The 18,486-nt window shown below is 56.2% G+C and carries 17 protein-coding genes; 15 read left to right on the forward strand and 2 right to left on the reverse strand.

All coding sequences use genetic code 11. The annotated features are described in order from the left end of the window. Positions 1–13: 13 nt before the first annotated feature. Both DYE26_RS29355 and DYE26_RS29360 read right to left on the reverse strand, forming a co-directional pair. On the reverse strand, positions 14–784 hold the full coding sequence (locus DYE26_RS29355) for a response regulator transcription factor (RefSeq protein ID WP_036619973.1): 771 nt from the start codon (positions 782–784) through the stop codon (positions 14–16). Then, positions 781–2,061: a sensor histidine kinase gene (locus DYE26_RS29360; RefSeq protein WP_240534099.1), complete on the reverse strand. Its 1,281-nt coding sequence runs from the start codon at positions 2,059–2,061 to the stop codon at positions 781–783. Before DYE26_RS29360 ends, DYE26_RS29355 begins: the two co-directional genes overlap by 4 nt. Before the next feature lie 245 nt (positions 2,062–2,306). Between DYE26_RS29360 and pduA the strand changes: the two genes are divergently transcribed. The 15 genes from pduA (at position 2,307) to nrdE (ending at position 18,444) form a co-directional block, all read left to right on the forward strand. Then, positions 2,307–2,591: a propanediol utilization microcompartment protein PduA gene (gene pduA / locus DYE26_RS29365; protein ID WP_036619978.1), complete on the forward strand. Its 285-nt coding sequence runs from the start codon at positions 2,307–2,309 to the stop codon at positions 2,589–2,591. A 15-nt stretch (positions 2,592–2,606) separates the two neighbouring features. Next, positions 2,607–3,449, forward strand: a complete 843-nt coding sequence (pduB, locus tag DYE26_RS29370; protein WP_051985280.1) for a propanediol utilization microcompartment protein PduB — start codon at positions 2,607–2,609, stop codon at positions 3,447–3,449. Between the two features lie 43 nt (positions 3,450–3,492). Continuing rightward, positions 3,493–4,209 (forward strand): BMC domain-containing protein, encoded by a 717-nt coding sequence (locus DYE26_RS29375; RefSeq protein WP_051985281.1) that lies wholly within the window; start codon positions 3,493–3,495, stop codon positions 4,207–4,209. Further along, positions 4,209–4,865: a phosphate propanoyltransferase gene (locus DYE26_RS29380; RefSeq protein WP_240534100.1), complete on the forward strand. Its 657-nt coding sequence runs from the start codon at positions 4,209–4,211 to the stop codon at positions 4,863–4,865. Before DYE26_RS29375 ends, DYE26_RS29380 begins: the two co-directional genes overlap by 1 nt. Before the next feature lie 5 nt (positions 4,866–4,870). Further along, positions 4,871–5,737 (forward strand): ethanolamine utilization protein EutJ, encoded by an 867-nt coding sequence (gene eutJ, locus DYE26_RS29385; RefSeq protein ID WP_240534101.1) that lies wholly within the window; start codon positions 4,871–4,873, stop codon positions 5,735–5,737. Next, entirely contained in the window at positions 5,716–6,495 is a 780-nt protein-coding gene (locus DYE26_RS29390; protein WP_036619981.1) for a hypothetical protein, read from the forward strand. Before eutJ ends, DYE26_RS29390 begins: the two co-directional genes overlap by 22 nt. Before the next feature lie 36 nt (positions 6,496–6,531). After that, positions 6,532–8,040, forward strand: a complete 1,509-nt coding sequence (locus tag DYE26_RS29395) for an acetaldehyde dehydrogenase (acetylating) (protein WP_051985282.1) — start codon at positions 6,532–6,534, stop codon at positions 8,038–8,040. 15 nt (positions 8,041–8,055) lie between these two features. Further along, complete coding sequence (locus tag DYE26_RS29400) at positions 8,056–8,319, forward strand: EutN/CcmL family microcompartment protein (protein WP_036619984.1); 264 nt, start codon at positions 8,056–8,058, stop codon at positions 8,317–8,319. Between the two features lie 20 nt (positions 8,320–8,339). Continuing rightward, positions 8,340–9,473, forward strand: coding sequence for a 1-propanol dehydrogenase PduQ (locus tag DYE26_RS29405; RefSeq protein ID WP_036619987.1), 1,134 nt, complete (start codon positions 8,340–8,342; stop codon positions 9,471–9,473). 98 nt (positions 9,474–9,571) lie between these two features. Continuing rightward, on the forward strand, positions 9,572–10,396 hold the full coding sequence (locus tag DYE26_RS29410) for an MIP/aquaporin family protein (RefSeq protein ID WP_051985283.1): 825 nt from the start codon (positions 9,572–9,574) through the stop codon (positions 10,394–10,396). 63 nt (positions 10,397–10,459) lie between these two features. Continuing rightward, positions 10,460–13,027 carry a glycyl radical protein gene (locus DYE26_RS29415; RefSeq protein WP_036619990.1) on the forward strand — a complete coding sequence of 856 codons (2,568 nt, stop codon included), beginning with the start codon at positions 10,460–10,462 and terminating at the stop codon, positions 13,025–13,027. Between the two features lie 23 nt (positions 13,028–13,050). Then, positions 13,051–13,971: a glycyl-radical enzyme activating protein gene (locus DYE26_RS29420; protein WP_036619992.1), complete on the forward strand. Its 921-nt coding sequence runs from the start codon at positions 13,051–13,053 to the stop codon at positions 13,969–13,971. Between the two features lie 37 nt (positions 13,972–14,008). Beyond that, positions 14,009–15,250: an acetate/propionate family kinase gene (locus DYE26_RS29425; RefSeq protein ID WP_036619993.1), complete on the forward strand. Its 1,242-nt coding sequence runs from the start codon at positions 14,009–14,011 to the stop codon at positions 15,248–15,250. 763 nt (positions 15,251–16,013) lie between these two features. Further along, a complete protein-coding gene (gene nrdI, locus DYE26_RS29430) occupies positions 16,014–16,373 on the forward strand; it encodes a class Ib ribonucleoside-diphosphate reductase assembly flavoprotein NrdI (protein WP_036619996.1) in 360 nt (119 codons plus the stop codon). Continuing rightward, positions 16,360–18,444, forward strand: coding sequence for a class 1b ribonucleoside-diphosphate reductase subunit alpha (gene nrdE / locus DYE26_RS29435; protein ID WP_036619998.1), 2,085 nt, complete (start codon positions 16,360–16,362; stop codon positions 18,442–18,444). The genes nrdI and nrdE overlap by 14 nt, the downstream gene beginning before the upstream one ends. Positions 18,445–18,486 lie beyond the last annotated feature (42 nt).

The following is an 18,486-nucleotide window of genomic DNA, read 5'->3' on the forward strand; positions in this document are numbered from 1 at the left end:
GGGAATTGCTGCTTTACTGTCTTCTTGTGCGCTCGCGCAGAGTCCGCTCGGCCTGCTTCTTGAACTGCAGCGGAGTCTGCTGTTCATATTTGAAGAAGACACGCGAGAAATAGGCCGCGTCCGAGAACCCCAGATCAATCGCCACCCGGTAGACCGGCAGGTTGCTGTTTAGCAGCATATCCTTGGCCCGGTTGATCTTCTGCACGGAGACGTATTCGGTAAAGGTGACCCCGGTGCGGCTTTTGAACAGGCGGCTGAAATATTGCGGATTCAGGTGAATGAAGGCGGCAACCTCAGACAAAGTCAGTTCGCTGGTAATGTGCCGTTCAATATATCGCAGTGCCGTCTTAATCAGATCTTCGTCCGGCTTGGGAGCGGCAGGGATAGTCTCTGCGTCCATAGCTTCGCCCTGATTCAAGGACAGGATCGCCTTATCGAGCGCAGATTTGAGCTGGTGGGGCGGCACTGGCTTCAGGAGATAGTCAATAACCCCACACTGCAGTGCTTCGCGGGCATATTGGAAATCGCCGTAGGCCGTCAGAATAATCGTCTTTGTCTGTGGGAATCTGTGGATAATCTGCTGCTGGGCCTCCAGCCCGTTTTTCTCGGGCATGCGGATATCCATCAGCAGAATTTGCGGCCCCAACAGCTGTACCTTGTGGACCGCCTCCTCGCCGTTGAGCGCATCCTCCACCACCTCCAGGTCCAGCGGCAGCCTTTGAATGATTTTGCGCAGCGCCATTCGCTCCAGTGGCTCATCCTCAACAATCATCAGTTTAATCACAAATGTTCATCCTCCATTCGGATCGGCAGATGTTCCCTCAAGCAGGGCAGGGTGATATGGACCAAGGTGCTGACATCCGGCTCGCTGCGGATACTTAAGCCGTACGATTTGCCGAAATAGCCGCGCAGCCGTTCATGCGTGTTGAACAGTCCGATCCCCGTATGTGTGCCTTTGTCCTCATCCCAGTTGGCGAACGCACGCAGAATATCCGGATTAAAGCCTCTGCCGTTATCCGCAACGGTGATGACAATCCGGTTATCCGGGGTTCGGCAGCCGCTGATTCGCACGGTGCCGCCGTCGCGCTTCTGCTCCAGTCCGTGTATGAAGGCATTCTCCACCAAAGGCTGCAGCACCATCGACGGGATGCGGTAATCCATAATCTCAGGATCGACTTTAATCTCATATTGAATCCGGTCGCTGTAGCGCAGGGTCTGGATGTAGAGATATTTCTTAATCGACTCGATTTCCGCGCGGATCTTGGGGAATTCCTCCACATTCTTCAGATTGTAGTGCAGCAGGTCGCAGAGGTTGTAGATCAGTTCTTCGGTTTCCGGGGCATTTTCGATCAGGGCCATACGGGCGATCGTGTTTAGTGTGTTGAACAGAAAATGCGGATTAATCTGTGCCTGAAGCTGCTTCAACTCCATCGTTTTGGCTTTCCGCTCCAGCAGCAGATTCTCGCGGCTTTCCTTGAGAAATTGCTCTTGCACCATTTTTTTCATACTGATCTCGGCTATATAGTTTGCAACAAAAGTGTCGAAATTGACCGAATCCTCCAGGTATTGGCGGCTGACGAGCGGAATCTGCCCAATCGCCTCCCGTACCTTCTGCAGCGGCAGCCCGAATTCAACGGAGATGCGCTCGGCGTCAATTTTCGCACGGTCCGCTTCATCCGTCAGCACTTGCCCGCCCAGCACCGCCCCCAGAAAATAACCTTCGGCAATGATCGGCGCCACACAGTCCTGCAAACCGAGATGACAGCGGTAGATTTGCGGTTTGCGGTGTTTCATCGCCAGCTTCCCTGCCTCATAGTCGCAGCTGATGCATCTCCGCTCTCCTTCGCTGGAAGAACGCACCAGCTTGCAGAACGGGGAGAAATTGCTCCACGCGCCCATCGGATTACCTTCTGCATCGATCGTAATAACGGGAAACATCACGATTTTGGCCAGCTTCTCCTGTATGCTCTTGAATGCTTCCACTTCGATAATGTCGGCAAGTTGAATCACTTCGGACATGGTATCGCCATTCCTTTCAGAGGTTTGAACACGCACTTTCACCGGATCCTGCTCCTCCGGCAAGGGGGCAGCTATCAAGATAGTGGGATTATGCCACAGCTTATTTGTAAGCGCAATCAATTATTGCATATTAACTACATGTAATTTTTTGCCATGTCATTAAAGTACAAGGCAGCGAGTCGTAATAATCCTGTTTCGCGTGGTTAAAGTCAAATATTTGCGGCCCCGTTCTTCGTACAATGGAGATGAAAACGCAAGTTTAAATATCTATGGAGGTGCGCAAAATTATGCGGCAGGAAGCACTCGGACTTATTGAAACAAAAGGGCTGGTCAGCGCAATCGAAGCAGCGGATTCAATGGTAAAGGCTGCGAATGTGACCTTGATCGGCTATGAAAAAATCGGCTCCGGTCTGGTAACCGTTACGGTTAGAGGTGATGTAGGCGCTGTCAAGGCGGCAACGGATGCGGGAGTAGCTTCCGCGAAACGGGTAGGCGAGGTCATTTCGGTACATGTGATACCAAGACCGCATATGGACGTTGAGAGAATTTTGCCAAAGCTGTCTGAACAATAAAACCGGGGTGAGCGTATGGATGAAGCGATTCTGAAGCAGGTGATTGAAGCGGTCGCCCAGGCAAGCCCCGGGGGTGTGCCTTCCGCCCCGGCAGCCGATGCTGCCGCAGGCTTTCCGCTGAACAACCAACAGTATACGGAAAAGAGGGAACAAGACGTGACAAGCCATTGCAAAGCGATAACGGAGTATGTCGGCTCAGCCATGGGGGATACCGTGGGCCTGGTGATCGCCAATCTGGACCGCCATCTGCATGAGAGCATGGGCCTGGACCCGAGATACCGTTCTATCGGCATCGTCAGCTCGCGCACCGGGGCAGGCCCGCAAATTATGGCTGCCGACGAAGCGGTGAAGGCGACCAACACGGAAGTGGTCTCGATTGAGTTGGCGCGGGACACCAAGGGCGGGGCCGGACACGGCTGCACCATTATTTTTGCCTCTGAGGATGTCTCCGACTCCCGCCGGGCGGTGGAAGTGGCGCTCAAAGAGCTGCCGCGCACCTTCGGCAATGTCTACCCTTGTGATGCCGGGCATGTGGAGCTCCATTATACAGCACGTGCGAGTCTGGCGTTGGAGAAAGCTTTTGGCGCACCGGCGGGCAAATCCTTCGGCATTCTGGTTGGTGCTCCGGCTGCGATCGGCCTGCTGATGGCCGACACCGCGCTCAAAACAGCCAATGTGGAGATTGTAACCTATGCCAGCCCGGATAAAGGCACAGCCCGCTCGAATGAAATTATCGCCACGATTACAGGCGATTCCGGCGCGGTCCGCCAAGCGGTGATCTCCGCTCGCGATGTGGGCGTAAGCGTATTGAGATCGATGGGCCATAACCCGGTATCGATGACACAGTCCAATCTGTAGGGCAGCACAAGCATACATGTAAAATGTTGAAGGAGTGGCTACCGTGAATGGGAATGCCCTTGGTCTGATTGAGGTGGTCGGTTATCCGGCGGCGCTGGAGGCTGCCGATACCTGTGTGAAATCGTCCTATGTCAAGCTGCTGGGGTACGAGAAAGCGAAGGACGGGCGGGTCGTGGTCAAAATTACCGGAGATGTGGGTGCGGTCAAGGCTGCGGTAGAGGGGGCTAAGAGCAGCGCCGGCAAGCTGGGGGCGGTTATAGCGGCGATTGTCATTGCCCGCCCGGCGGATGGGATCAGCCGGCTGGTCCATTCTCCTGAAACCGTATTCACCGAGCCGGGAGCGGAACAGATGCCTGGAGAGCCGCTGGAGGAAACGGCGGGCGGGGAGAAAGAGACAGCAGAGTCTGCTGCCGGTCGGCGCGATGCTGACAGCCCTGTTGCAGAGGAAGAAGTAACGAAATTTAACGAGTCTGGTGCTGAAGAACCCAATGCGGATGAGTCTGCAGGCGGGGAAACTGTAGCGGATCCGACGGAACAGGCGCCATGGGTCGAAGCTGCGGATCGGGAGTTGCAGCAGGAACCGCAGTCAGAGCCGCCAGTACCACAGCAAGAGCAGCAAGCGGAGCGATTAGACCGGGCTGAGGTCAGCTGCAATCTGTGCGGCGATCCGCTATGCGGGAGAATGAAAGGCCAGCCGGCCGCTCTCTGTCTGCATCACCGGCCGCGCCCAGTCAAAAGAAACAAGGATGGTCAACCATAATGGACATGAATAATCAGCTGGTACAAAGTCTTGCGGCGGAAATCGCGAGTACGCTTAAAGTAAAGGACCGCAGCTATAGCATTCCGGTTGGAATCTCCGCCCGCCATATCCATCTGGACCGCCAGGATATGGAGGTGCTGTTTGGAGCCGGCCACGAGCTGACGGTCAAAAGCAATCTGAAGCAGCCTGGTCAATTCGCTGCTTCGGAAACTGTCTGTATCGCCGGACCCAAAGGTTGCTTTCCGTGCGTTCGTGTGCTGGGGCCGCTGCGGCCGTCCAGCCAGATCGAAATCTCGCGCAGCGATGCTTTTGCGCTCGGAATCAACCCTCCCGTCCGCGACTCGGGAGATACGGCAGGCTCTGCGAGCTTGTGTGTGATAGGACCCAAAGGCATGCTGGTGATGAACAGTAAGACGATCTGCGCCAAACGCCATATTCATATGAGCGAAGAGGATGCAGCCCGGTTTGGGGTGAAGAACGGCGATTCAGTCACTGTAGAGTCGGCGGACTCAGGCAAGAAAATTATGTTTCATGATGTACGTATCCGCGCGGGCCGCGAGTTCGTGCTGGAGATGCATATCGATACCGACGAGGCAAATGCGGCGGAGGTGAAGAACGGAGACACCGTTCGGATCACCGCAGTGCGGCAAGGGTGAAGCCTATGGGCGCTGAGCACGGCATGGAGCGGGTCAATCTACTGGTTCGTGAAATGGAGCTGGCGATGGACGGTGCACGGCCTTTTGAAGATAAAGTTTTTAAGCTGCCCTATAAGGTCGGCGTAGACCTGGGTACTTCGAATATCGTGATAACGGTGCTTGACCAGGATGACCGGCCGGTAGGCGGGGCTTTGGAGAAAGCCCATGTGGTCAGAGATGGAATTGTGGTTGAATACGTCCGTGCGGTTACGCTGCTGCAAGAAATGAAGAAGCGTTTGGAGCGGCGCCTCGGCACGGTGCTGCACGAAGCGGCTACGGCTATTCCGCCGGGAATATCGCCCGGCAACGTAAAGGTGATTACGAATGTGGTCGAGGCTGCCGGCTTCCGGTTGATTCAAGTGATTGATGAGCCTGAGGCGGCAGCGAAGGTGCTGCGGGTAAGAAGTGGCGCAGTGGTGGACATCGGGGGCGGCACAACCGGCATCTCCATTATCAGGAACGGCGAGGCTGCGGCTTCCGCCGATGAACCCACAGGCGGCGTGCATATGACGCTCGTGATCTCCGGGAACCTGAATGTGGATTTCGCCACGGCGGAGCAGTTGAAGCATGACCCTGAGCAGCACCGCATGCTCTCCCCCATCGTGCAGCCGGTGATTGAGAAAATGGCCAATATTGCGATGAGCTACATTCCGCAGGATATCGAAACGGTCTATCTGGCAGGAGGCAGCTGCTGCCTGCAGGGGATCGAGAAGGTTTTCGCCAAATACACCTCGCTCAACGTAAGGAAGCCGGACAATCCGCTGCTGGTTACCCCGATCGGCATCGCCATGAGTGCGAAAGGAGACGGCCTATGTTGCCCGCCGAAGCCTTAATCCGCCGGATGCTGGAGTCGCTGCTGCCCGCACTGAGCAGGAGAGTCGTTGTGTTCCTCAGCGGAGGCACAGTGAACGAAGGTTGTGTAGCCAGGATACTGGCGGATTATCCGCTGTACCGCTACAGTCTCGTCATCGATGACAGCCCCGGCCTGCCCCCGCTGGATGAGACGCTGCTGTCCCGGTTGTCCGCACGCAGATTAAACGGGCTGGCCGAAATCGAGCAAGCCTTGCGCGAGGCGGAACTGGTGCTGATTCCGCTCGCCACCCGGGGCACATTAAGCAAGATCGCGCTTGGCATCGCCGACAGCCCGCTTACCGCCGGCATCGCCGCGGCGATCATGCAGCGCAAGGAGATCGTCGCGGTCCGTGACGGCTATGATCCGCTACATACCGTGCAGGCCGCTGCCGGGCTGGGCGGAAACGGGGCGTACAACAGGATGCTGCTGGGTTATGAGCGTACATTGCAGGACTTTGGCGTCAAGGTAGTCACACTCGCGGAGTTCCGCGAAACGCTGAGCACGCATGGATTGCAGCCGGAGGGAGCCCCTGCAGCCGACATTTCGCCAGGCAGCGGAAGGCCAGCCGATCTAAACCCGCCGAACGCCATCCATCTGCCGGATTCGGTCATTACTCTGGCCGATGTGCAACATATTTCAGGGGGGACGCTGAGCGCGCGGGAGGATGCCATCATCACACCGTTGGCCCGTGAGCTGCTGGAAGCTCGCAGGATAGAGCTCCGTTTTCTGAAAAAGTAAGTGAGCAACAAGCATAAGAAGCAGGAGGAAACGGCAATGAAGATTCTGGATCATGATCTGCAATCCATACAGGAGGTTCGCGTCATTCTCGCAGCCGCCAAGCAAGCCCAGAAGGTTTTGCAAAGCTACAGTCAGGAGCAAATTGATCACATTGTAGCGCAGGTGGCCGCGGCTGCGGAACAGTCCGCCGTCAAGCTCGCCCAAATGGCCCACGAGGAGACCGGATTTGGCCGCTGGGAAGACAAGGTCATTAAGAATACATTCGCCAGCAGACAGCTGTACCGGCATATTAAGGACATGAAGACCGTCGGTGTAATTGCCATCCATGAAACCGATCAGATCGTGGATATCGCCGTACCGGTCGGTGTGATCGCCGGGCTGATTCCATCGACCAATCCAACTTCGACAGTGATTTACAAAAGCTTGCTGGCACTGAAGACAGGCAACGCTATCGTCTTTTCGCCTCATCCGTCCGCACGCCGCTGCATTAGCGAGACGGTGGCCCTTCTCTCCTCTGCGGCGGTGCAGGCGGGAGCGCCTGAAGGCATTCTGGGCTGCCTGTCTATTCTCAGCATGCCGGGCACCAGCGAGCTGATGAAGCACCGCGACACCTCGCTTATCCTGGCCACCGGCGGGGAAGCGATGGTGAAGGCGGCTTACAGCTCCGGCACGCCTGCCATCGGTGTCGGCCCGGGCAATGGCCCGGCCTTCATAGAGCGGTCGGCGGATATCCCGCGCGCGGTTAAGCAGATTATCGACAGCAAGACGTTTGATTACGGGGTTATCTGCGCTTCCGAGCAATCGATTGTGGTGGAGAAGGAGAGCAGACAGCAGGTTGTACAAGAACTGCTGCGGCAAGGAGCCTACTTCCTGAACAGCGAGCAATCGGCCCAGTTGGGCTCCTTCCTGCTGCGGGGCAATGGCACAATTAATCCGCAAGCGGTCGGCAAGTCGCCGGAGAGGCTGGCGGCGATGGCCGGCTTCAGCATTCCGGCCGGAAGCCGGGTGCTGATCTCGGAGCAGGCGACCGTTTCCCGCAGCAATCCTTATTCCCGGGAGAAGCTGGCGCCTGTGCTGGCTTTTTATGAGGCAGAGGATTGGCAATCGGCCTGCGAGCGCTGCATGGAGCTGCTGGAAGGGGAGGGCAAAGGCCATACCATGACGATCCATTCGCGCAATGAAGCGGTGATCCGGGAGTTTGCGCTCCACAAGCAGGTGTCACGCCTGCTTGTTAATACTCCGGCGGCGCTGGGCGGCATTGGGGCAACCACGAATCTTCCTCCGGCCATGACGTTGGGGTGCGGTGCGGTTGGCGGCAGCTCCACATCGGATAACATCGGCCCGATGAACCTGCTGAACATCCGCCGCTTAGCCTATGGTGTGCGCGAGATGGAGGATTTGCGGGAGCCTGTGCCGATGTGTGCGGCAAAACAGGTGACGGCTGAGGCAGCGGCGGCATCGGCAGCACCGGCGGCGCCGGCAGCAATGAATGAGGCCCAACTGGAAGCGATCGTACAGCAGCTGCTGCGGCAACTAATGGGATAAGGGAGGAATCACAGCATGCATCTGGCTACAGTCATCGGCAAGGTCGTCTCTACCCAGAAATGTGAGAAGCTGATCGGCGCCAAGCTGCTTATGATCAAATCAGTGGACGAGAAGCGCAGAATGACCGGTGATGATGTGTTCGTTGCCATTGATATGGTTGGCGCGGGAATCGGTGACCTGGTGCTGATTGACTGGGGCAGTTCCATGTATGAGGACATCCGCTTATCCGCAGATATGTCCATTGTCGGAATTGTGGACGATTTGCAGACCGACGAATGACGTGGAACGGAGGCAGAGGAATGAAGCGTTTTTGTGTAAAGACGGAGGTCTATTTTGATTCAGGCGCGCTTGAATATTTAACACTGCTCGATAACCGCCGGGCACTGGTCATTACCGATCCTTTTATGGTGCAGGCCGGGTTCGCGGATACATTAATTCATATTCTGAAAACCAGTGTGGAGGATTACCGGCTCTTCACCGGCGTACAGCCTGATCCGCCTGTTGAGGCGGTGGCCGCCGGAGTGAAGGAGTACCTGGCTTTCCGTCCCGATCTGATCATTGCCCTGGGCGGAGGATCTACCATTGACGCGGCAAAAAGCATTCTGCTGTTTGCCCGCCAGCATGCCGGTAATGCGGATGACGGCGGCAAGCCGCTGTTCATCGCCATTCCGACGACAAGCGGCACCGGATCGGAAGTGACCTCCTATTCGGTCATGACGCTGGGCGACACGAAGATTCCGCTCGTCTCACAGGACATCATCCCGGATGTGGCGATCCTGGACGCCGCCTTTCTGAGAACCGTGCCGCCGCAGATTACCGCCGATACCGCCATTGATGCGCTAACGCATGCCATCGAAGCTTATGTGTCGAGCGAGCATTCCGATTATACGGATGCGCTTTGCGAGAAGACCGTCGAGCTGATCTTTGACTATCTGCTGCGCGCCTATCACAGCGGCGACGATCTGGAGGCGCGGGAGCGCCTGCACAATGCCTCCTGTCTGGCAGGCATGGCGTTTACGAACGCGGCGCTGGGCATTACCCACAGCATGGCACATACGCTGGGCGGGCATTTTCATCTGCCGCATGGACGGGCGAACGCCGTGCTGCTGCCCCACATTATCGAATACAACGCTGACCTGGAGAGCGGCGGTGAGAGCCGGGCGGCGACGCGTTATTGCAAGCTGGCCCGTCGCCTGCATCTTCCGGCGTCAACGGTGGCGGAGGGCGTGGCCAGCCTCGTTTCGGCGGTGCGGGCGCTGCAGAAGCTCACCGGCACACCGGCATCGCTGGAGGCGGCCGGCATCGACCGGGAGGCTTATGAAGCACTGCTGTCCGCGATGAGCCAGGCGGCGCTGAAGGACAAATGCACCGCGGCCAATCCGCGCGAGGTCAATGTTCAGCAACTGGAGCAGCTGTTTCGTAAAGTGTATTAGCGCTTAGTAAAGCGAGTTTTACCGAAGTCTGTTCAATGAGAGTTTTACCATAGTGATGCTAAGAAGTGATGCTAACAAAACTTGCAGGAGAGTGAGCCATGAAAAAGACGCTGCTCGGCGAATGCCTCGCGGAGTTCATTGGAACATTCATCTTTCTATTTATCGGCCTCGCGGCTGTGGTCTCGCTGGTTGCTGGGGGTTCGGACATCACCTGGGCGGAACTGACGCTAACCTGGGGGTTCGCGGTCATGCTCGGTGTTTATATTGCCGGTCATATCTCGGGTGCGCACCTCAATCCGGCGGTAACGATCAGTCTGGCCGTCTGGAGCGGATTTCGGCGCAGCAAAGTGATTCCTTATATTGCTGCGCAGATCCTCGGCGCATTTGCCGGGGCAGCAACTGTGTATGCGATCTACCGCAATATGATCCTTGCTTATGAGCAGGGGGCGGGGATTGTTCGTAGTACGGCCGGCGGCCGGGCCACGGCCAGTATGTTCAGTACCTTCCCGCAAAGCGGGCTGTCCCTGCTGCAAGCCGGTCTGATCGAACTCATCATTACTGCCGTTCTTATGCTGGTGATCCTGGCCGTAACCGACGGCCGCAATGGCGCCGCACCCCGGGCGGGACTGGCCGCTGTGTCCATCGGGCTGACTGTGGCCGTTCTGGGTATCGGCTTCGGGCGCCTCACCGGCTTCGCGATGAACCCGGCGCGTGACCTGGGTCCGCGCTTGTTGCTGCTGCTCTCCGGCTGGGGAACGAACGCCCTCGGTCCGAATCTTTACGGACTGATCGTGCCGGTATTTGGCCCGATTGCGGGCGCACTGGCCGGCGGCGCGGTGTATCATAAGCTGATCGCGCCCTTTTATCCGGCGATGCCGGCCGTGGTGCTGTCAGCGAAGGATCAGGACCAGCCGGCATCCTAACCGGGTGTTTCATGAACAGCTTATCAAGCATTATGAAAGCAAACTGAAGGGGGAAGCTATACGATGACAAAAGTGTATGATATGCCCAAATCAGCACCAGTGACCGGCCGGATCGGCCATCTGATCGACAACCTGATGTCCGGCACGCCGGAGATCGAAGCCGAAAGAGCGGTCCTGATTACGGAATCTTTTAAGCAAACCGAGCACCTTCCGATGATTATCCGCCGCGCCAAAGCGCTGGAGCATATTTTGCGGAACATGACGCTGGTGATCCGGGACAAAGAGCTGATCGTGGGCAATTTGACCGTCAAACCAAGAGGCTGCCAGATCTTTCCCGAATTTTCGAACCGTTGGCTGCTGAGCGAATTCGACACGGTGGCCCGCAGAACGGGCGACGTGTTTACGATCTCGGATGATACGGTCGGCAAGCTGAAGCAATCCTTTGAATATTGGAACGGCCGCACGGTGCAGGAGCTGGCAACCTCCTTCATGTCTCCCGAAGCGCTGACGGCGCTGGATGCGGAAGTTTTTACGGTAGGCAATTATTATAATAACGGCGTTGGCCATATTTCTGTGGATTATGGAAAGGTGCTGTCCAAGGGCTTCAAGGGCATCATCGAGGAGGCGCAGCAGGCCAAAGCGGAGGCGGACCGTTCGTTGCCGGATTATATCAAAAAAGAACAGTTTCTGAACGCGGTGATCATCTCGGCGGAAGCGGCCATCCAGTTCGGTAAACGGTTCGCGGAGCTGGCCAAGAATCAGGCCGCAGCCTGCAGCGACGGTGTCCGCCAGCGGGAACTGCTGCAGATTGCCCGCAATTGTGAGCGGGTTCCGGCGAATCCGGCATCCAGCTTCAGCGAAGCGGTACAGTGCTTCTGGTTCGTGCACATGCTGATCCAGGTGGAATCCAACGGGCACTCCGTGTCTCCGATGCGTTTTGACCAATACATGTATCCGTATTACAAACAGGATATCGAGCGCGGTACCCTTCGCCATGAAGAAGCCCAGGAACTGCTGGACTGCCTGTGGGTGAAGCTGAACGAGGTTAACAAAATCCGCGACGAAGCCTCAAGCAAAGCTTTTGGCGGATACCCGATGTTTCAGAATCTGGTGGTCGGCGGTCAGAATGAGGAGGGGCTGGACGCCACCAACGAGCTGTCCTTCGCCTGCTTGGAGGCGACGGCCCATGTGAAGCTGCCGCAGCCTTCCGTCTCGATCCGCGTCTGGAACCGCACACCGGATGAACTGCTGCTGAAGGCAGCGGAGGTAAGCCGTCTGGGGCTTGGACTCCCGGCTTATTACAACGATGAGGTCATCATCCCCGCGCTGGTCAGCCGTTCCGTAAGTCTGGCGGATGCGCGCGACTACGGCATTATCGGCTGCGTCGAGCCGCAAAAGGGCGGAAAAACCGAAGGCTGGCATGACGCCGCATTTTTCAATCTGCCGAAGGTGATGGAGTTTGTCATCGGCAACGGTACCGTCAATGGCAAAAAAGCCGGGATCACCACCGGAGACTTCACCTCCTTCACCTCCCTGGATGAGATTATGGAGGCTTACCGCAAGCAGATGGAACATTTCGTCAATCTATTGGCTCAAGCGGATAATGCGGTGGATTATGCTCATGCGGAAAGAGCGCCGCTGCCGTTCCTGTCCTCCATGGTGTATGACTGCATCGGCAGAGGCAAATCGCTGCAGGAAGGCGGCGCCTTCTATAACTTCACCGGACCGCAGGGCGTAGGTATTGCCAATGTAGCGGATGCCATGTACGCCATCCAGAAGGTGGTTTTCGAAGAGCGCAAAACAACGTTGTCGGAGCTGCAGGCAGCGCTTGAACGCAATTTTGGCCTGGCCCGGCCGGCTGCTGCTACAGCCCCCGCTCCCGTCTCGCCGGATACGTTAACCCAGGAGCATATTATTGAATTGATCAAAAAGTTCCTCCTGGAAGGCAACCAAATATCGTTAGCCCAGTTGGGCGCGCAAGCGGATGTAAAGGTGGATCTCGGCAACAGCCGGAGCCAGGGCCAAGGCAATGACGCCCGCCTGCGCGAGTGGCTGATCGCCGCGCCGAAATACGGCAACGACATTGAGGAGGTCGATGAATTGGCCCGCCAGGTAGGACTTGTCTACTGCCGTGAAGTGCAGAAGCATGTCAATCCGCGCGGCGGCACCTTCCAGCCCGGACTGTATCCGGCCTCGGCCAATGTGCCGCTGGGAGCCGCTACCGGTGCAACGGCGGACGGACGGCTGGCGGGCGAACCGCTGGCCGATGGCGTATCGCCGGTATCCGGCCGGGATACCAGCGGACCTACGGCTTCGGCCAACTCGGTCGCGAAGTTGGATCATCACATCGCCTCCAACGGTACGCTGTTCAATCAGAAGTTCCATCCGTCCGCGCTGAGCGGACCGGCGGGACTGGAGAAGCTGGCGGCGTTGGTCAGAGGATTTTTTGACCAGAAGGGGATGCATGTGCAGTTTAATGTGATCAGCCGCGATACACTGCTGGAGGCTCAGCGCAACCCCGAGAAATACAAGAACCTCGTCGTCCGTGTGGCTGGCTACAGCGCCCATTTCACCACACTCGACAAGAAACTGCAGGATGACATTATTAACCGGACGGAGCAGACGATGTAACTATATAGATCAGGAGGCCCACCATGAATGAAGTCATTTGGGAAGCCAGGGGGATGGTCAGCGAAATTCAGCGCTTCTCGCTCCATGACGGTCCAGGTATCCGCACAATCGTATTTCTGAAGGGCTGCCCGCTGCGCTGCAGCTGGTGCAGCAATCCCGAAACCCAGGCTCCCGGCAGCCAGCTGATGGTTCAGGAGGACAACTGCGTCAGCTGCGGACGCTGCGCCAATGTCTGTCCAGCGGGGGCCATCAGCTATCAGCCGAAGGTGACGGTTAACCGCCTAAGCTGCGTATCCTGCGGACTTTGCAGCGCCGAATGCGGCAGCGGGGCGCTGACTATGAACGGCAAAGAGATGAGCACCTCTGAGATTGTGTCCATTCTGCGCAAGGACGAGGCTTATTACCGGCGTTCCGGCGGGGGGATTACCCTCTCCGGCGGTGAACCGCTTTATCAGAGCGACTTCGTTCTGAACCTCCTTCGCGCCTGCAAGGATCAAGGCTGGAACACAGCGATTGAAACCACGGCCTTCTGTAATCCGGCCGTGCTGGATAACGTGCTGCCGCTGCTCGATACGGTTTTGCTGGACATCAAGCACATGGAGGACAGCAAACACTATGAATATGTGCAGCAGTCCAACTCGCTGATTCTGGAGAACGCCCGGCGGATTGCCGGGCAGGGGGCGCAGATGATCATTCGCGTTCCCGTCGTTCCGGGCTTCAACGACACCATCCATGAGATCGCCGCCATCGCCTCGTTCGCCGCGGAACTGCCGGGGGTGCGGGAACTGCATCTGCTGCCTTTTCACCGGCTGGGCGAGAATAAATACACCTATCTGGGTACGGAATACCATATGAAGCATCAGACGCCACCTCCAAGCGACGAGATGGAGAGCCTGCGCCATGTGGCGGAAGGTTATGGCTTGCGCTGCCAAATCGGAGGTTGAATTAAAAAAGAAGTACGTATGAAAGGAAGAGCCGTTTATGAAGGTGCTGGTCATTAACAGCGGCAGCTCGTCCTTGAAATATCAGCTGTTTGATATGAAGGATGAATCGGTGCTTGCGAAGGGAATTATTGAAGAGATTGGAACGGAGCAGGCGATTCATCGTCAGGATAATACACCGCCGCTGCCTCCGCAGACCGGTCTGCGGATCCTGGAGCATAAGGAGTCCATCACCCATATGCTTGCGGCGCTGATGGATCCGGGCAACGGGTGCATCGCCTCGGTGCGGGAAATCGCGGCAGTAGGGCACCGGATTGCCCATGGCGGCGAATTCTTTTCGGATTCGGCACTGGTGGACAATGAGGTGCTGCAGGCGGTAAGGCGCAATATCGAGCTGGCGCCGCTGCACAATCCGGCCAATCTGAAGGGGATCGAAGCGTTCCGCCAGCTGCTGGGCGAGGAGACGCCGATGGTGTGCGTGTTCGATACCGCTTTTCACCAGACGATGCCGCAGGAGAGCTACATGTATCCACTGCCAAGAGTCTTGTATGACCGCCATAAAATCAGAAGATACGGGTTCCACGGAACCTCGCATAAATATGTCAGCTTGCGCCTTGGCGAAATTACCGGCCGACCCCTCCAGGGAACCCGTGTAATCTCCTGCCATATCGGCAACGGAGCCAGCATTACCGCCATTCGGGACGGGAAGTCTGTAGATACCAGTATGGGCATGACCCCGCTGGAAGGCCTGATGATGGGAACCCGCTGCGGCGATATCGACCCGGCGATCATTCCCTTTGTGATGGCCAAAGAGAATCTGGGTCTTGGCGAGATCAACTCGCTGCTGAACAAGCATAGCGGGCTGGCCGGCGTCTCCGGCCAGGGCTCCGATTTGCGCGAGATCATCCGCTGCGCCGATGAAGGCCATGAGGGAGCCAGGCTGGCGCTGAATATGTATGTACAGCGCATTCGCAAATACATCGGCTCCTACTGCGCCGTGCTGAACGGTCTGGATACGCTGATCTTTACCGGCGGGGTCGGCGAGAATTCCGATTATATTCGCGCCAAGGTGTGCGAGAGTCTGACCTATCTGGGGCTGGAGCTGGACCCGGAACTGAACCGGTCCCGCTCGCCCGGCGAGCGCAAGATCAGCACCCCCGCCTCCCGTGTGGCGGTGCATATCATCCCCACCAACGAAGAGCTGATGATTGCCCGTGATACACAGCGGCTCGTCCAACAGCGTGCTGCTTCTGCGGCCGTGCACCGGTCTGTCCCAATGTGATGCGGCCATTGTCAAAAAACCTTGTCATAACGGTTGTTTGCCGGTATGACAAGGTTTTTTGCACGCCTAGTAAATGATCCAGAAAAAACGTGATAAATCTACGGGTCGGGTGGAGGTACTATCCAAAAAAATAGCGGAACTTTATGGTCTTATTTTCCGAATGGAGCCTGTTCGTCCTGATTAGCGGAATTTTTTGGCCCTATTGTTCAATGGGTGCTGCGAAAGGCGGCCATTCCCCTGTGATTTGAGAAAATAGCGCCATAATTTTCCTTTATTTCTCTCCGAAATGGGATTTCGCCGAAATAGAGCCATTTTTTTCCCTTATGTTTCCGGCTGAGTTTTTTAGCAAGCTAACTTTTGCAGTTCAAGAGAAGCCGCCACCATGCTCCATTATTTCAGGAACAGCCTACTAGCCAAGCCAGGGCTCAACTGCCGAACTCTTAATTAAACCGCAAAAGGGAAAGCAAAACAAAGTAGTTTCCACGCACAGCAATCTATCTTTTTTTGATAGAAAAATTTTTAAAAAATTTTTATCAACAGCTTGTCCCCCAGCGGGCCCTGGTATGATGCGGGATTGCATCGATTTTCCACATTATCCACAGGGGATTTGGGTGCGGTTTGGGACGTTTACCAGGTTGACAACACAATATATAGGTATTAAATTAAACAAGTACACCAATATGTTGTTGTGAAGCGAATTTTGGTGTTTATCTCATTATATCAAATACTTACCGGGTAATAGAAGAAAAGTGGGGGAGTAACAATGCTGATTGCCTATGATTCCAAAACCGGAAACGTGAAACGGTTCATCCAGAAGCTCGATTTGCCCGCCGTGCAAATTGACGAGAATATGACGCTGGAGGAGCCGTTTGTGCTGATTACATATACGACGGGGTTTGGACAGGTGCCGGCAAAGGTCTCCGCTTTTCTCGAGCATAACCATCAGCGGCTGCTCGGTGTAGCGGCCAGCGGAAACCGCAACTGGGGCGAGCGTTTTGCCCTGAGCGCCGATTTGATCGCCCAGCGCTACCATGTTCCCGTGGTGGCCAAATTCGAGCTGTCGGGCACGAAACAGGATGCGGAAAGATTTAAGCAGGAGGTGAGCCGGGTTGCGGCATATTGAACTGAACAACATGTTGATGAAGCGGGACGAGAGCGGGTTCTTCCAACTGGAGAAGGACCGGGAAGCCGTCGCCGAATTTATGCAAGAAGTCGAACGCAAAAGCGTGACCTTTTCGAGTACGACCGATAAAGTGCGGTACATGATCGAAAACGATTATTACGAGAACGTGTACGAGCAGTATACGGAAGCCGAGGTCGAACGCGTATATGCCATTACCCACGGCTATCATTTTGAGTTTCCGTCTTATATGGCGGCGTCGAAGTTTTATACCGACTACGCGCTGAAGACGAACGATAAATCCAAGTATCTGGAGCATTACCCGGACCGGGTAGCGGCGGTGGCGCTGCACCTCGGCCGCGGCAACGCGGAGACCGCCAGCCTGCTGGCCCGTTCCATGATGGAGCAGCGGCTGCAGCCGGCGACGCCGACGTTCCTGAACGCGGGCAAAAGCCGGCGCGGCGAGATGGTGTCCTGTTTCCTACTGGAAATGGACGACTCGCTGAACTCGATCAACTACGTGCTGAACACCTGCATGCAGCTGTCCAAAATCGGCGGCGGCGTAGCGGTAAACCTGTCGAAGCTGCGCGGACGCGGCGAGCCGATCAAAGGCGTGGAAGGCGCGGCCAAAGGGATCATGCCGGTGCTGAAGCTGATGGAGGACGCTTTTTCCTATGCCGACCAGATGGGTCAGCGCAAAGGATCGGGCGCGGGGTACTACAACATTTTCGGCTGGGACGTTGCGGAATTTTTGGACAGCAAAAAAATCAACGCCGACGAACGGATTCGCTTGAAAACCTTGTCGATCGGGCTGATCGTGCCGAACCGTTTTTATCAACTGGCCAAGGACAACGAACCGCTTTACGTGTTCGGTCCTTACAGTGTATATAAAGCTTACGGCACTCATTTGGACGACATGGACCTGGACGTGATGTACGACAAGCTGCTCGCCGACGAGCGGGTTAAGAAAAGAAAGCTGATGAGCGCGCGCGACATGCTGACCAAGATCGCCACGGTCCAGCTGGAATCCGGTTACCCGTACATCATGAACAAGAGCAACGCCAACAACCAGCATGCGCTGAACAAGGTCGGGAAGATCAAAATGTCCAACCTGTGCACGGAGATCTTCCAGCTGCAGGAGACGTCGGAAATCGCCGATTACGGGCAAGCGGATGCGATCCGCCGCGACATCAGCTGCAACCTGGCTTCCCTGAACATCGTGAACGTGATGGAGCGGAAGATGGTTCGCGAATCCGTGCACGAAGGCATGGTGGCGCTCACGTCCGTCAGCGACATGACGCATATTTCCAACGCTCCCGGCGTTGCCAAAGCGAACCGGGAAATGCATTCCGTCGGGCTCGGCGTGATGAATCTGCATGGATTTTTCGCCAAAAACAAAATCGCCTACGAAAGCGAAGAGGCGCGCGATTTTGCCCGTACGTTCTTTATGATGATGAACTATTATTCCCTGGAAAAGAGCATGGAGATCGCCGTGCAAACCGGAGAAACCTTCGCCGGATTCGAACAATCCGACTACGCTACAGGGGAGTATTTCGAACGGTATCTGAATACGGACTACCGTCCGCGCACCGGCAAAGCGGCCGCTCTGTTCGAAGGCATGCACATCCCGTCCCCGCAGGACTGGGCCGAACTGAAGCAGCAGGTGATGAAAAACGGCTTGTACCATGCTTACCGTCTGGCGATTGCGCCGACCGCCAGCATTTCGTACATTCAGAACGCCACCTCGAGCGTGATGCCGGTCGTGGAGCAAATCGAAACCCGGACCTACGCGAACTCGACGACGTATTATCCGATGCCGTATCTGAGCCGGGAAAATATTTTCTTCTATAAATCCGCTTATCAGATGGACCAGTTCAAGGTGATCGACCTGATCGCGGAAATCGTGCCGCATGTCGACCAGGGCATCTCGACGATCCTTCACGTCAACAGCAACGTGACGACCCGCCAGTTGGCGCGTTACTATCTGTATGCCGCGCATAAAGGGCTGAAGTCGCTGTATTATACCCGGACGAAGAAGCTGTCCGTGGAAGAATGCCTGACCTGCTCGGTATAAGAGGTCTTTTTGAACTTGCACTATAACGAAAGACTTAGAAAG

The organism is Paenibacillus macerans, assembly GCF_900454495.1.
Classification (GTDB): Bacteria; Bacillota; Bacilli; order Paenibacillales; family Paenibacillaceae; genus Fontibacillus; species Fontibacillus macerans.

Coding starts and splice junctions, on each gene's coding strand:
- DYE26_RS29400 (WP_036619984.1), top strand. CDS start 8,056: ATGCATCTGGCTACAGTCATCGGCAAGGTCGTCTCTACCCAGAAATGT.
- DYE26_RS29410 (WP_051985283.1), top strand. CDS start 9,572: ATGAAAAAGACGCTGCTCGGCGAATGCCTCGCGGAGTTCATTGGAACA.
- DYE26_RS29415 (WP_036619990.1), top strand. CDS start 10,460: ATGACAAAAGTGTATGATATGCCCAAATCAGCACCAGTGACCGGCCGG.
- DYE26_RS29405 (WP_036619987.1), top strand. CDS start 8,340: ATGAAGCGTTTTTGTGTAAAGACGGAGGTCTATTTTGATTCAGGCGCG.
- DYE26_RS29395 (WP_051985282.1), top strand. CDS start 6,532: ATGAAGATTCTGGATCATGATCTGCAATCCATACAGGAGGTTCGCGTC.
- nrdI (WP_036619996.1), top strand. CDS start 16,014: ATGCTGATTGCCTATGATTCCAAAACCGGAAACGTGAAACGGTTCATC.
- DYE26_RS29390 (WP_036619981.1), top strand. CDS start 5,716: ATGTTGCCCGCCGAAGCCTTAATCCGCCGGATGCTGGAGTCGCTGCTG.
- DYE26_RS29425 (WP_036619993.1), top strand. CDS start 14,009: ATGAAGGTGCTGGTCATTAACAGCGGCAGCTCGTCCTTGAAATATCAG.
- pduA (WP_036619978.1), top strand. CDS start 2,307: ATGCGGCAGGAAGCACTCGGACTTATTGAAACAAAAGGGCTGGTCAGC.
- DYE26_RS29420 (WP_036619992.1), top strand. CDS start 13,051: ATGAATGAAGTCATTTGGGAAGCCAGGGGGATGGTCAGCGAAATTCAG.
- DYE26_RS29380 (WP_240534100.1), top strand. CDS start 4,209: ATGGACATGAATAATCAGCTGGTACAAAGTCTTGCGGCGGAAATCGCG.
- pduB (WP_051985280.1), top strand. CDS start 2,607: ATGGATGAAGCGATTCTGAAGCAGGTGATTGAAGCGGTCGCCCAGGCA.
- eutJ (WP_240534101.1), top strand. CDS start 4,871: ATGGGCGCTGAGCACGGCATGGAGCGGGTCAATCTACTGGTTCGTGAA.